This is a genomic window from Nocardiopsis sp. iso_238 (assembly GCF_056173325.1).
In genome coordinates this window covers 2341707-2354620 of the sequence record NZ_CM149668.1, presented here as the reverse complement: position 1 = coordinate 2354620, position 12914 = coordinate 2341707, and the positions used below count along the sequence as shown (strand labels likewise).

Below are 12914 nucleotides of genomic sequence, written 5' to 3'. Positions count from 1 at the left end.
CCGCTCCGTTCAGTCGGAGCGCTCGGAGTTGACCCGCTCGGCCAGCGCCCGCAGCAGTTCGTCGGCCAGGGGCAGCTTGCGCAGCTCCTCCGGTCCGGGCAGCGGTCCCCTGGCCCGGTCCCCCTGCTCCCGGACCTCGCCGTGCAGGCGCTCCATGGTCTCGTCGAGCCGGTGGGCGGTCTCGGCCGCCTCCCGGATCTCGTCCAGCAGCCCGTCCGGAACCGACTTGCCGTACTTGTAGTAGATCTTGTGTTCCAGGCTGGCCCAGAAGTCCATCGCGATGGTGCGGATCTGGATCTCCACCGGCACGTCCTCGGTCCGGTCCGACATCCGCACCGACGTCTCCACCAGCAGGTGCAGGCTCCGGTACCCGTTGGGCTTGGGGGAACGGATGTAGTCGCGCTCCTCCATCACCCGGATGTCCTCGTGCCCGGCCAGCATGTCCCGGATCGTGTAGGTGTCCGAGACGAAACTGCACGTCACGCGGATCCCGGCGATGTCGAGTATGGACCCGCGAATCTCGTTGAGGTCGTAGGGCACCCCGCGCCGCCGTGCCTTCTCCATGATGCTGGCCGGGGTCTTGAGCCGGGAGCTCACGTGCTCGATGGGATTGTGGTCGTGGGTGTAGCGGAACTCCTCGTTGAGGATGTTGACCTTCGCCATCACGGTGTCGATGGCGAACTTGTACGACAGGAGGAAGCGCGCGACGTCGTCGCGAGCGGCCAGCAGCGCCTCCGGTACGTCTTCCACCACGAATCGACCCCCGTCACACCAGTACCAAACCCCGTGGCCAAATGTTATCGACCGTCGGAGCCCCCCGGGGTGGGGGGCGCTACCTCGGTGCGAAGGTCACACCGGACCACAGGGCGCGCAACGGTGAGTCGTCACCCTCCCGCTGGGCGTCCTCCAGATCCCAGACCCGGACCACGGTCGTTTCCGGACGAACCGGGTCCCACCCCGGGTCGCCGCCGGACACGAAGGCGCTCCAGGCCGCCCTCATCCGCTCGGACAACGCCAGGTACGCGGCGTCCGGCGGACCGTCGCAGAGGAACCGTGCCAGGTCGCAGTCCATGTTGCCGAAGGCGAAGGGAAGGTCGAAGGCGTGGCAGGCCCCCAGCGTCCCCTCCAGGACACGGCTGCGCGCGGCGAACCGGAAGAAGTGCGCGCTGCCGCCCGCCGCCGCCTGCGCCTCCGCCAGCCGGGTGGAGTACTCGCAGAACATGGCGTCGCCGCGGATCTCGCCGTAGAGGTCCGTGAGGGAGGCTCCGGGGTGCGCCGCGCGGTAGACCTCCACCGCCTCCTCCCCCAGACCGAGACGGCCCGCGGTGACCGCGAGGGCCGACGCGTCCTCGATCTCCACCTTCTGGCCGAGCCCGGTGAAGAGCGTGAACTCGTCGGTGTTGTGGCCCACCAGCAGCGCCACGTCGGCGGCGGCGCCCCGCGCGATGGCCGCCAACGGCGGCTCGGGGAGTTCGGGGCCGCCCACCACGGGCGCGTAGCAGGTGAACGCCCTGGACCGCGCCCCTCCGCTGGACCCCCCGGTACCCGAGAGGATCGCGTCGGTGGCGGCCAGCAGCTTCTCCGGCGCCACCTCGGCCAGGGCACCGGCCTCCAACGGCACACCGACCTCCGTGGCCACGTTCTCGGCGACCAGGCGCGCGGTGTCGGCGGTGACCATGTCGCCAGGGACGCTGTGCGCGACGGCGCGGTGGAAGAGACCGCGTGCCTGGGGCGAGGCCATGAGGCAGACCACGGCACCGGCACCGGCGGACTCCCCCGCCACGGTGACGTCGTCGGGGTCGCCGCCGAACGCGGCGATGTTGTCGCGGACCCAGCGCAGGGCGGCGATCTGGTCGAGCAGCCCCCGGTTGTCGGGGCGGCCGGGGACGTGGCCGAAGCCCTCGAAACCCAGCCGGTAGTTGACGCTCACCACGACGATCCCGGTCTCGGCCAGGCGGGTGCCGTCGTAGGTGGCCTCCGAGCCGGAGCCGACGATGTAGGCGCCGCCGTGGATCCACACCATGACCGGGGCGGCGGCGCCCGGCCCGCTCCCGTTCCGCGGGGACCACACGTTGAGGACGAGGCAGTCCAGGGAGGTGTCCGCGTCCCACGGCTCGGTACCGATGAACTGGGCGCTCTGCGGCGCGGGCGGGCCCGGTTCGGTACAGTCGCGGACCCCGTCCCAGGCCGGGGGCGGCGCGGGGGCCGCGAAGCGGTGTTCCCCGAAGGGCGCGGCGGCGAAGGGGATGCCCCGGTACAGGGTGGTCCGCCCGTCCAGGGACCGGGGGGAGACGGTGCCGCGCACCCGTCCGTTCACGGTCTCCACGATGTGCTCGGCGTCCACGGGTGCCTCCTGGGGGTCGGTGCCGTTTCCACCTAACAACGTTAGGTTTGCTCGCGCAAGGCCCGCGGGACCGTGCGGAACCCGGGAGGGCGCGTGTCCGTCGAAGCCGGACAGGAGGTTCCGCTGGATTCTCCCGAGTCCGCCCGACGCGGATCCAGCGCCCCCGCACCCCACCGACCCGCCGCCCCGCAGGGCGACAGCGCCGGAAAGGCCCCCACCCCATGCACGCACCCCTGTTCACCGCGCCCGTGTTGCTGGTCGAGCAACCCCGCCGCCTGTTCGCCGCCGAAGGACACTACGAGGTCCTCGACGGCGGAGGCCACCCGCTCGCGTACGTGAACGAACACATGACCGCGTGGACGCACACGCACCGGCGCGACTCCCGGCTGCCACACAGGTTCACGATCTACGCCCCCGACGGTCATCCACTCATCACCCTGGACAAGCCCTGGGACCGCGGGCGCCCCTACATCCACGTGAGCGGCCCGCACCGCGAGCCCTACGGCACCATCGTCCAGGACCGTTCCTTCATGGGCTCGCGGTTCCGGCTCAACGACCCCCGGGGCCACACCGTCGCCGAGATCCGGGGCGACTGGAGAGGCTGGGACTTCACCGTCCTGGACCACGCCGGGATCGAGATCGCCCGGATCGGCAAGGAGCACCCAGGGTTGGGCGGACGATTCTTCACCACGGAGGACCGCTACGCGCTGGAGTTCGCCTACGACCTGCCCTGGCCACTGCGACGCCTGGTGATCGGAGCCGCGATCACCATCGACGTGCTGTTGCACGAGCGCGAGCCGGAGTTCTACCACTCGCACTACGCGGACTTCCGCCGCCACCCCGAGTACGGCTACGAGCCGCGCCACCACTGGCACCACCCCCGGCGCGGGTACATGGTCACCCGGCGCCGACGTCGGCCCCTGGTGGTCCACACCTTCCAGCCGGTGCGCCGCCGGTCCCGTGTGGTCTCCGGCGGGCACGCGGGGGTCTCCCGGCGCGACCACCGCCCGGTCTCGGGCCGGTCCGAGGCCCCTGCTCCGAGGGCCGTCCGTGCCCCGCGTGTGGAGCGCCGGGGCGGGGCGGGGTTCGCCTCGCGCTCGGAGACCCCCACCAGCGGCTGGACCTCGCGCCGCGAACGCCGGGGGCGCGCCCAGGGCGGCGGCGGGACCTCGCGGGCCGCCCGGATCAAGCGCGACGTGTCAGGGAGCAGGACCGCCGGTCGCGCCTCGGACGGGACGGCCGGGAGCTCCGGGCGTTCCTCGTCGGGTCTGGGGTTCGACCGTTCCTCGGGTACCCCCGCCCGTAAGGCGTCCACCTCACGCGGGACCTCGTCGTCCCGGAGCGCCTCCTCCGCCCGCGGGACCTCGTCGCGCGGCACCGCCTCGCGGAGCGGATCGAGCCGTGTCTCCGGCGGTGGCCGTGGTTTCGGGAAGGCCGCCTCCAGCAGGGTCGGCCGTTCGGGCGCGGGCCGTTCGAGCACCGGCCGATCGAGCACCGGCCGATCGAGCTCCAGCCGATCGGGGTCGGGCCGCAGGTCCGGCGGGAGCCGCTCCGGGGGCGGCCGTTCCAGCGGCGGCTCCTCCCGCCGCAGGTAGCACCGGCACCCGTGCCCGGGCCCCTCGCCACGGTGAACCACCGAGGGCCGAGGGGCCCGTCCGCGTCCGACGCCACACGCCCGTGAGCGGCCCACCCCACGAGACATACCATCTGGTCGGTATGATGTCCGCCGAGACCGCTCCACCATCAGGAAGGGCCCAGCATGCGCGCCATCCAGATCACCGAGTTCGGCGGACCCGAGGTCCTCGTTCCCACGGAGCTGCCGGACCCGGAGCCGGGCCCCGGTCAGCTCCTGGTCGACGTCGCCCTCAGCGGGGTGAACTTCGCCGACACCCACCAGGCGGAGAACACCTATCTGTCCCCCTCCGACCTGCCCATGGTCCCCGGCAGCGAGGTCGCCGGGCGCACCGCCGACGGCCGCCGGGTGGTGGGCCTGCTCAACGGCGGCGGCGGGTACGCCCAGCGGGCGGTGGTCGACCCCAACCTGGCGTACGACATCCCCGACGACGTGACCGACGCGGCCGCGCTCGCCCTGGTCGTGCAGGGCGCCTCGGCCTGGCTGCTGCTGCGCCGCACCACCCGGATCGAACCCGGGGAGTCGGTCGTGGTGCACGCGGCCGGCGGCGGCGTGGGCACCCTCGCCGTACAGCTGGCCAAGCGGTTCGGCGCCGGTCGGGTGATCGCCGTGGCCAGCACCGGGGACAAGCGCGACCTCGCCCTGGAGCTGGGCGCCGACGCGGTGGTGGACTCCTCCGCCCCGGACATGACCACCGCGCTGATCGACGCCAACGAGGGCAGGCGGGTGGACATCGTCCTGGACATGGTGGGCGGCCGGATCACCGACGAGAGCATCCGGGCCCTGGCCCCGTTCGGGCGCCTGGGCTTCTACGGGATGGCCTCGCGTGAACAGCCCTCCCCCGTGAAGCTGCCCAACCTGATGCGCCACTCGGCCACGGTGGGCGGCATGTGGCTGCCGCACGCCTACCTGCTTCCGGGCGACGTGGTCGGCCAGGCCATGCGCGAGCTCTTCGCCCTGGTGTCGGAGGGCGCCCTCCGGCCGGTGCTCGGGACCATCTATCCCCTGACCGAGGCCCGGCGCGCGCACCAGGACCTGCGGGCGCGCGGCACCGTGGGCAAGCTGACGCTCGACCCCTCCGCGTAGCGGCTCTCCACCCCTCAGAACGCCCACCTTTACGATGTAGATTCACCATCGTCCGCTTTCCCCCGTTCCGGGTGGCCGCCCGGAACGGGGGGGACGGACCTCGGCCTCAGGACCGGGCCGCGCGTACCGCCTCCCGGACCGCGGGCGCCACCTCGGCGGCGAACAGTTCCACCTGCGCGGCCGAGTTCTCCGCCGGGCCGAGCACGAACGTGTCCATGCCGTGCTCCAGGACGAACCCGGTGACCGCCTCCACCCACGCCTCCACCGGACCGCGCAGCGGGTCCCCCGGGGCGCCCTCGGCACCACGACCGGTGATCGTGCCCCACAGGTTGTACACGCGGCGCACGGACGCCGGGTCCCGGCCGGCCTCGGCCGCCCCCGCGTCGATCCGGGCGTGCGCCTCGGCCAACCGCTCCGGCCCCAGGTTCGCGTGGGAGACCACCCACCCGTCGGCGCTCCGCCCCACGGCCCGCAGCATCCGTGGACCGCCCACACCGAGCCAGATCCCCATGTCGTGCGCGGGGGCGGGCCCCGGCTTGACCCCTGCGAGCCGGTGGTACTCCCCCTCGAAGCGAACCGACCTCTGGCCGGACCACATCAGCCGGATCACCTCCATCGCCTCCAGCAGGGAGTCGGCGGCCTCGCGCGGGGTCCGGCGCTCGCCGCCCATCGCCTCGATCGCCTCCCAGAACGCCCCGGCGCCCAGGCCGAGCTCGAACCGCCCGCCGGAGAGCACGTCCAGGGAGGCCGCGTTCTTGGCCATGACGGCCGGGGGCCGCAGCGGCAGGTTGGCGACGTCGGGAAAGACCCGCAGCCGTTCGGTGCGGGCCAGCACCGTGGCCATCAGGCTCCAGGTGTCCAGGTGCCGCCGCTGGTAGGGATGGTCCTGGAACCCGGCGAACTCGAGACCGCCGCGCTCGGCCGCCTCGATCACCGACCAGGTCCGCCGCAGGGTGTCCGGGTCCGCGTCCGGGGAGGGGAAGACCCCGAAGGCGATCTCGCGCCCGTAGTCAGTACTCACGCTCGTGGCTCCTTTCCTCGGATCCCTCACCGGTACACGAGGTCGGCGTACTCGCGGTGGCGCCCGATCCACTCCTTGACGAAGGGGCACAGCGGGAGCACGGCCAGCCCTCGGGAGCGCACGTCGTCCAGGGCCGCGCGGACCAGGGCGCCGCCCAACCCCCGCCCCTCGAAGGCGGGGTCGATCTCGGTGTGGGTGAAGGTGATGAGTTCGTCGGTGAGGATGTACTCCGCGTGTCCCGCGACCTCGCCGTCGGCGGTGACCTCGTAGCGGCGCCGCTCAGGGACGTCGGTGACCTCGGTGGCCATGGTGGAACCTCCTGTGTGCCCGGCACGGGCGATCGCGCCCGCGTCCGCGTCATTGTCCCCCGGCCTGCCCACGGACCCCTTGCGGCACGCGCCCCCACCGACATAGAGTCTCCGTGACATACCGACCAGTCGGTCTAGGGAGTACGCATGACATCGCGGTTCGGCGGGCGCACCGCCATCATCACCGGTGCCAGTCGCGGCATCGGCCTGGCCGTCGCCCAGCGGCTCGTCTCCGAGGGCGCCCGCGTGTGCGTCACGGCGCGCAGGCCCGAACCCCTCAAGGAGGCGGTCGAGGCCCTCGGCGGCCCCGAGCACGCCATCGGGATCCCCGGCCGGGCCCACGACCCCGAGCACCAGGACGCCGCGATCGCCGCCACGCTCGACGCCTTCGGCGGAGTCGACCTCCTCGTCAACAACACCGGCATCAACCCGGTCTACGGCCGCATGGTCGACCTCGACCTCGACGCCGCCCGCAAGATCTTCGAGGTCAACGTCCTCTCCGCGATCTCCTGGGTCCAGAAGGTGTACCGCGCCGGGCTGGCCGAGCACGGCGGCGCCATCGTCAACGTCTCCTCCGTGGCCGGGACCAAACCCGCCCCCGGCATCGGCTTCTACGGCGCCACCAAGGCCATGCTCACCCACGTCACCGAGGAGCTCGCGGTCGAACTCGGCCCCGGCGTCCGCGTGAACGGGGTCGCCCCCGCGGTGGTCAAGACCCGCTTCGCGGAGGCCCTGTACGAGGGGCGTGAGGAGGAGGTGGCCGCCCAGTACCCGCTGGGCCGCCTCGGCGTGCCCGAGGACGTCGCGGGCGCCGTCGCCTTCCTGCTCTCCGACGACGCCGCGTGGGTCACCGGCCGCACCCTGGTGCTGGACGGCGGCGTCACCCTGACCGGAGGGGTGTGAACGGCATGGATCCGAACGGCATCGGAGCCGTGGTCACCGGCGGTGGGAACGGGATCGGCGCGGCCCTCGCCCGCCGCCTGGCCGGATCCGGGGCGCGCGTCGTGGTCAACGACCTGGACGCGGACGCCGCCCGGGCCGTGGCCGAGGAGATCGGCGGGACCGCCGTACCCGGGGACGCCGCGAGCGAGGAGGGCGTGGCCGCCCTGGTCGGCGAGGCCGGGGAGCGTCTGGGCGGGATCGACCTGTACGTGGCCAACGCCGGGGTCGCGGTCCACGGCGGGCCCGAGGCCCTGGAGTCCGACTGGGAACTCTCCTGGCAGGTCAACGTGATGGCGCACGTCCGCGCGGCCCGCGCGCTGGTGCCGGGGTGGCTGGAGCGCGGCCGCGGCCACCTGCTCACCACCGTGTCCGCCGCCGGGCTGCTCAGCATGCTGGGCAGCGCCCCGTACTCGGTGACCAAGCACGCGGCGCTGGCCTTCGGTGAGTGGATGTCGGCCACCTACGGGGACCGGGGCGTCACCACCCAGTGCCTGTGCCCCCTCGGTGTGCGCACCGGCATGCTCGACTCCACCGGGCCGGAGGGCCGCGCCATCCTGGCGGGTGAGGCCATCAGCGCCGAGGAGGTGGCCGAGGCCGTGATGGCCGGGCTGGCGGACGGGCGCTTCCTGATCCTGCCCCACCCCCGGGTCGCCGACTACTACGCGGCCCGGGCCACCGACACCGACGCCTGGCTGGCCGGGATGCGCCGCCTCCAGGCGCGGGTGTTCACCACCGAGGAGCGAACATGAGCGAGGCACTGCCCGGCCTGGACCTGGAACGGCTGCGCGCGCACCTGGACCGCGAGGTGCCCGGACTGGTCGCGGGGCCGCTCGCCGGGCGGGTGGTCGCCGGCGGGAAGTCCAACCTGACCTACACGGTCTCGGACGGCACCGGTTCGTGGGTGGTACGCCGCCCGCCGCTGGGACACGTGCTCGCCACCGCGCACGACATGCCCCGCGAGTACCGGGTGATGAGCGCGCTGAGCGGGACCGCCGTGCCGGTCCCGCGCACCCACCTCCTGTGCGAGGACACCGAGGTGCTGGGCGCGCCGTTCTACGTCATGGAGCACGTGGCGGGCACCCCGCTGCGCACCCTGGACGAGATCGCCCCGTTCGGCGCCACGGGGGTGCGCGCGCTCGCGGACGCGCTGGTCACCACGCTGGGCGAGCTGCACGCGGTGGACCCCGAGGAGGTGGGCCTGGCCGACTTCGGCCGCCCGGCGGGCTTCCTGGAACGCCAGGTGCGCCGGTGGAGCAGGCAGTTGGAGGCCTCGCGCAGCCGCGACCTCCCCGGGATCGACGAGCTCCGGGAGCGCCTCGCCGCCACCCTTCCCGAACAGGGCGCGCCCGCGATCGTGCACGGTGACTACCGGCTCGACAACGTGCTGGTCACCGAGGACGGGCGGCTCACCGCCGTCCTCGACTGGGAGATGGCCACCCTCGGGGACCCCCTCGTCGACCTGGGTCTGATGCTGGTCTACCGGGAGCAGCCCGTCACCGGCGGCCCGAGCCCGGCCACCTCCGCCAAGGGGTTCCCCTCCTCCCCCGAACTCGCCCGGATGTACGCGGCCGCGACCGGCCGGGACGTGTCCCGGCTCGGCTGGTACGTGGCCTTCGGCTGCTTCAAGCTCGCGGTGATCGCCGAGGGCATCCACTACCGGCACGCGCGGGGCCTGACCGTGGGGGCGGGATTCGACGGGATCGGGGACGTGGTCGTCCCCCTGGTCCAGCGCGCCCACTCCGTACTCAAGGAGGACTGAGGACCGATGGACTTCGCTTTCGACGCCAGGACCGAGGAGCTGCGCGCCCGGCTGCTGGCCTTCATGGACGAACACGTCCACCCCGCCGAGCCCGTGTTCGCCGCCCAGCTGGCCGAGCGCGCGGACCCCTGGTCCGCGCCGCCCGTGGTCGAGGAGCTCAAGGCCGAGGCCCGCCGACGCGGGCTGTGGAACCTCTTCCTGGCCGGGCACCCCGAACACGGGGGGCTGCCCAACCTCCAGTACGCCCCGTTGGCCGAGATCACCGGGCGCAGCCCCCAGCTGGCCCCGGTGGCGCTCAACTGCGCGGCCCCGGACACCGGGAACATGGAGGTGCTGACGATGTTCGGCACCCCGGAGCAGAGGGAGCGGTGGCTGGAGCCCCTGCTGGACGGGCGGATCCGCTCCGCCTTCGCGATGACGGAGCCGGAGGTGGCCTCCTCCGACGCCACCAACATCACCACCAGGATCGTCCGCGAGGGCGACGAGTACGTGGTGAACGGCCACAAGTGGTTCATCACCGGAGCGCTCAACCCGGCCTGCGAGGTCCTCATCGTGATGGGCCGGACCGACCCCGACGCGGAGCGGCACCGGCAGCAGAGCATGGTGCTGGTGCCTCGCGACACCCCGGGGCTGCGGATCGAGCGCGGCATGAGTGTGTTCGGCTACGACGACAACGACCACGGCGGTCACGCGGAGGTGTTCTTCGAGGACGTCCGCGTGCCGGTCGGGAACCTGGTGGGGGGCGAGGGCGAGGGGTTCGCGATCGCCCAGGCCCGGCTGGGCCCGGGGCGCATCCACCACTGCATGAGGTCGATCGGCATCGCTGAGCGCGCCCTGGAACTGACCTGCAGACGGGTGGTGGAGCGGGTCGCGTTCGGTCGTCCGCTGGCCGAGCAGGGTGTGGTCCGCGAGTGGATCGCGGAGGCCCGGGTCGCGATCGAGCAGCTGCGCCTGCTGGTGCTCAAAACCGCCTATCTGATGGACACCGTGGGCAACAAGGGGGCGCACACCGAGATCCAGGCGATCAAGATCGCCACCCCGCGCACGGTGGAGCGGATCCTGGACCGGTGCGTGCAGGCGCACGGCGCGGCCGGGGTCAGTCAGGACACGCCGCTGGCCGGGTGGCAGGCGGGGGTGCGCTCGCTGCGGCTGGCCGACGGCCCGGACGAGGTGCACCTGCGTTCGCTGGCCCGGGCGGAGCTGCGCAAGTACGCCTGACGGAGCGGAGTTCCCGGTGGCCGTGTGGGCGGCGCCGGTGAGGGCCGGGGGCGGCGCGCGCCCCGGCCCTCGTCGTGTCCGTGTCGTCCGCGGTGCCCGCCGACGCTCAGGTCGGCGGGCGCAGACCCGCGACGAGCAGGTCCGCGAAGTGGCGGCCGACGTCGTCGCCGGTGAGTTCGCCGTCACGCCGGTACCAGGTGCCCAGGTGGTGTACGGAACCGAAGAAGTAGTCCACGACCAGGTCGGCGGGGACGTCGGAGCGGAAGACGCCCTCGCTCTGGCCCTGCTCGATCATCGCGCGGAAGATCTCGTGGTAGGCGCGGCGTTCGGCCCGCACGCTGCGCTGCTTCTCCGGGGTGAGCTGGTGCATGGACCGGAAGAAGATCTTGGTGTCGTCCATGTTGGCGACGCTGGTGACGATGACGTCGGCGGCGGCCGCGTGGACCCGTTCGGCCACGGGTGCCTCGCGGGCGGAGATCTCCACCAGGTGTTCGGTCTGCATCCGCAGCACGCGGGCGTAGACCTCGTGGAGCAGGTCGTCCTTGGAGCCGAAGTAGTGGTACATGGCCCCCTTGGTGACGCCCGCCGCCGCCACGACCTCCTGTACGGAGGTGCTCTCGAACCCCCGCTCCGCGAAGAGCCTGGTGGCCGCCTCCAGCAGGCGTTCGGGCACGGTCCCGCGCCCGGCTCCGACCTCGGCCGTCCGCCGTCCTCGCGCCATGTCCCGCCTCACCTCGTGCCCCCGCGGTTCCCCCGGTGGGGGTGTCGACCACCGACCCCGCCAGCATACCGACCGGATGGTACCCCGTGCGTCGCGCACGGAGCGGGCCCGGGAACGCGGACGGGGCTCAAGGCGGCGGCCGGGCGCCTCAGTTGAGGAACCGCCCCGCGTACTCGTCGGAGGGGTCGATCGGGGTGATGACGTCGACCAGGACCCCTGCGGGGTCGGCCACGATGAAGTGCCGCTGACCGAACGCCTCGCTGCGGAGGGTGAGCACCGGCTCCAGTCCGCCCTCGACCACCAGGCGACGCCACTCGGCGTCCACGTCGGCCACCTCGAGGTTGAGCAGCACGCCCTGGGCGGCGGGCGCCCGGTGGCCCTCGGGCAGGGTCGGGTGGCCGGCCGCGAGCAGTGCGAGTTCGTGGTCGGGCGGGCCGGGGCGGCGCAGGCTCACGTACCAGTCCGCCACGAAGGTGTCCTCGAAGCCGAACCAGCGCGTGTAGAAGGCGTGGCTCTCCTGGAGGCGGGGTGTGCACAGCACGGGATAGAAGCCGCTGAGGCGCATGGGCGCTCCTTTCACATACCAACGGTATGTCGAGTACGCTATTCACGTACCGTCGGTATGTCAACAGGAGGACCAGTGACCAGGGACACCGGGGCCAGGGCCGAACAGCGGGAGCGGACCAGGCGGGCCCTGGTCCGCGAGGGACGCCGCCTGTTCACCGAGCACGGGTACGGCGGCGTGGGGCTGGCCGAGATCGTGGCGGCCGCCCAGGTCACCAAGGGCGCGCTCTACCACCACTTCTCGGGCAAGACCGCCCTGTTCCGCGCGGTCCTGGAACAGACCCAGGCGGAGGTGGGGGCCGCCGTGGCCGAGGCCGCCGACGCCCACGAGGACCCATGGGAGCGGCTGACCGCCGGGTGCCGCGCCTTCCTCACCGCCAGCACCGCCCCCGACGTCCGCCGCGTGATGCTGGTGGACGGCCCCGCCGTCCTGGGGTGGAGCGAGTGGCGCGCCCTCGACGAGGCCACCTCCGCGCGCCACCTGGCCGAGGCGCTCACCTCACTGGCCGAGGCGGGCGTCATCGCGCCGCGACCGGTCGCCCCGCTCTCCCACCTGCTGTCCGGGGCCATGAACGAGGCCGCGCTGTGGCTGGCCGACACGGGCACCGAACGCGACCTGGAGGACGTGTGGTCGGCCCTCGCGCACCTGTTGGAGTCGTTGCGCGCCACCCCCTGAACGGCCCTCCCGCAACCGGCGGAGAGCCGACCGCATGGGCGATATCGTGGCCCCCATGACGCAGGGGGCACAGGAGGAACGGGCGTTGGACGCGGGTGCGGTGGAGGAGGACGGGGACGGCGCGGAGGAGTTCCGCGACGACTTCGTCGGGCGCTTCGCCGCCTACTGGCAGTCCCAGGGGCGCCCCAAGGCCGAGGGCCGCATCGTGGGCTACCTGCTGGTGGCCGACCGGGACGCGGTCAGCGCCGAGGCCGTCGCCGAGGGCGCGGGGGTGAGCCGGGGCTCGGTCTCCCAGTCGGTGCGCCGCCTGCGCGAGCTGGGGTTCGTGACCCTCGTGGACGCCCCCGACAGCCGCTCACGGCTGATCAGCATGGACGAGGACGTCTGGGGCGGGTTCCTGCGCAACGAGCGCTCCTACCTGCGCCAGCAGCGCGACCTCGCCGCCTCGGCGCTGGAGCGGCTCCCCGATCTGGGCGAGTCCTCCCGCACCCGGCTGCACAACATGTACGACTACATGACCTGGCTGGACGGCTACCACGACGTGCTGCTGGAACGCTGGGAGGAGTACAAGGCCGCCCGCGGTCGGCGGACCCCGCCGGGTCCGGGGACCACGGCCCCGGCGCCACGGCCGCACCCCTGAGG

Annotated in this window: 14 protein-coding genes; 8 read left to right on the top strand and 6 right to left on the bottom strand. The window is 73.1% G+C overall.

Features of this window, described 5'->3' with window-relative positions; genetic code table 11:
* Positions 1-9: 9 nt before the first annotated feature.
* Both AC0VYL_RS10445 and AC0VYL_RS10440 read right to left on the bottom strand, forming a co-directional pair.
* On the bottom strand, positions 10-753 hold the full coding sequence (locus AC0VYL_RS10445; RefSeq protein ID WP_475462339.1) for a GTP pyrophosphokinase: 744 nt from the start codon (positions 751-753) through the stop codon (positions 10-12).
* Between the two features lie 79 nt (positions 754-832).
* Positions 833-2344: a carboxylesterase/lipase family protein gene (locus AC0VYL_RS10440; RefSeq protein ID WP_475482992.1), complete on the bottom strand. Its 1512-nt coding sequence runs from the start codon at positions 2342-2344 to the stop codon at positions 833-835.
* A gap of 221 nt (positions 2345-2565) precedes the next feature.
* On the opposite strand from AC0VYL_RS10440, the gene AC0VYL_RS10435 reads away from it, so the two are divergent.
* A complete protein-coding gene (locus AC0VYL_RS10435; RefSeq protein WP_475482991.1) occupies positions 2566-3939 on the top strand; it encodes an LURP-one-related/scramblase family protein in 1374 nt (457 codons plus the stop codon).
* A gap of 164 nt (positions 3940-4103) precedes the next feature.
* A complete protein-coding gene (locus AC0VYL_RS10430) occupies positions 4104-5063 on the top strand; it encodes a quinone oxidoreductase family protein (protein WP_475462335.1) in 960 nt (319 codons plus the stop codon).
* 106 nt (positions 5064-5169) lie between these two features.
* On the opposite strand, the gene AC0VYL_RS10425 is transcribed toward AC0VYL_RS10430, so the two are convergent.
* Both AC0VYL_RS10425 and AC0VYL_RS10420 read right to left on the bottom strand, forming a co-directional pair.
* Entirely contained in the window at positions 5170-6084 is a 915-nt protein-coding gene (locus tag AC0VYL_RS10425; protein WP_475482990.1) for an LLM class flavin-dependent oxidoreductase, read from the bottom strand.
* 26 nt (positions 6085-6110) lie between these two features.
* Positions 6111-6392: a GNAT family N-acetyltransferase gene (locus AC0VYL_RS10420; protein ID WP_475462331.1), complete on the bottom strand. Its 282-nt coding sequence runs from the start codon at positions 6390-6392 to the stop codon at positions 6111-6113.
* 147 nt (positions 6393-6539) lie between these two features.
* Here AC0VYL_RS10420 and AC0VYL_RS10415 point away from each other — a divergent pair, with 147 nt between their 5' ends.
* The 4 genes from AC0VYL_RS10415 to AC0VYL_RS10400 are packed head-to-tail and all read left to right on the top strand — an operon-like array spanning position 6540 to position 10311.
* Positions 6540-7295, top strand: coding sequence for an SDR family oxidoreductase (locus AC0VYL_RS10415; protein WP_475482989.1), 756 nt, complete (start codon positions 6540-6542; stop codon positions 7293-7295).
* A 5-nt stretch (positions 7296-7300) separates the two neighbouring features.
* Positions 7301-8083 (top strand): SDR family oxidoreductase, encoded by a 783-nt coding sequence (locus AC0VYL_RS10410; RefSeq protein WP_475462327.1) that lies wholly within the window; start codon positions 7301-7303, stop codon positions 8081-8083.
* Positions 8080-9093: a phosphotransferase family protein gene (locus tag AC0VYL_RS10405; RefSeq protein ID WP_475482988.1), complete on the top strand. Its 1014-nt coding sequence runs from the start codon at positions 8080-8082 to the stop codon at positions 9091-9093. The genes AC0VYL_RS10410 and AC0VYL_RS10405 overlap by 4 nt, the downstream gene beginning before the upstream one ends.
* A gap of 6 nt (positions 9094-9099) precedes the next feature.
* Positions 9100-10311, top strand: a complete 1212-nt coding sequence (locus AC0VYL_RS10400) for an acyl-CoA dehydrogenase family protein (RefSeq protein WP_475462323.1) — start codon at positions 9100-9102, stop codon at positions 10309-10311.
* A gap of 106 nt (positions 10312-10417) precedes the next feature.
* Here the strand turns inward: AC0VYL_RS10400 and AC0VYL_RS10395 are convergent, their stop codons facing one another.
* Complete coding sequence (locus AC0VYL_RS10395; RefSeq protein ID WP_475462322.1) at positions 10418-11032, bottom strand: TetR/AcrR family transcriptional regulator; 615 nt, start codon at positions 11030-11032, stop codon at positions 10418-10420.
* Positions 11033-11180: 148 nt separating this feature from the next.
* Entirely contained in the window at positions 11181-11597 is a 417-nt protein-coding gene (locus AC0VYL_RS10390) for a VOC family protein (RefSeq protein ID WP_475482987.1), read from the bottom strand.
* A gap of 75 nt (positions 11598-11672) precedes the next feature.
* On the opposite strand from AC0VYL_RS10390, the gene AC0VYL_RS10385 reads away from it, so the two are divergent.
* Positions 11673-12272, top strand: coding sequence for a TetR/AcrR family transcriptional regulator (locus AC0VYL_RS10385; protein WP_475482986.1), 600 nt, complete (start codon positions 11673-11675; stop codon positions 12270-12272).
* 55 nt (positions 12273-12327) lie between these two features.
* A complete protein-coding gene (locus AC0VYL_RS10380) occupies positions 12328-12912 on the top strand; it encodes a GbsR/MarR family transcriptional regulator (RefSeq protein ID WP_475482985.1) in 585 nt (194 codons plus the stop codon).
* The last annotated feature ends 2 nt before the right edge of the window (positions 12913-12914 follow it).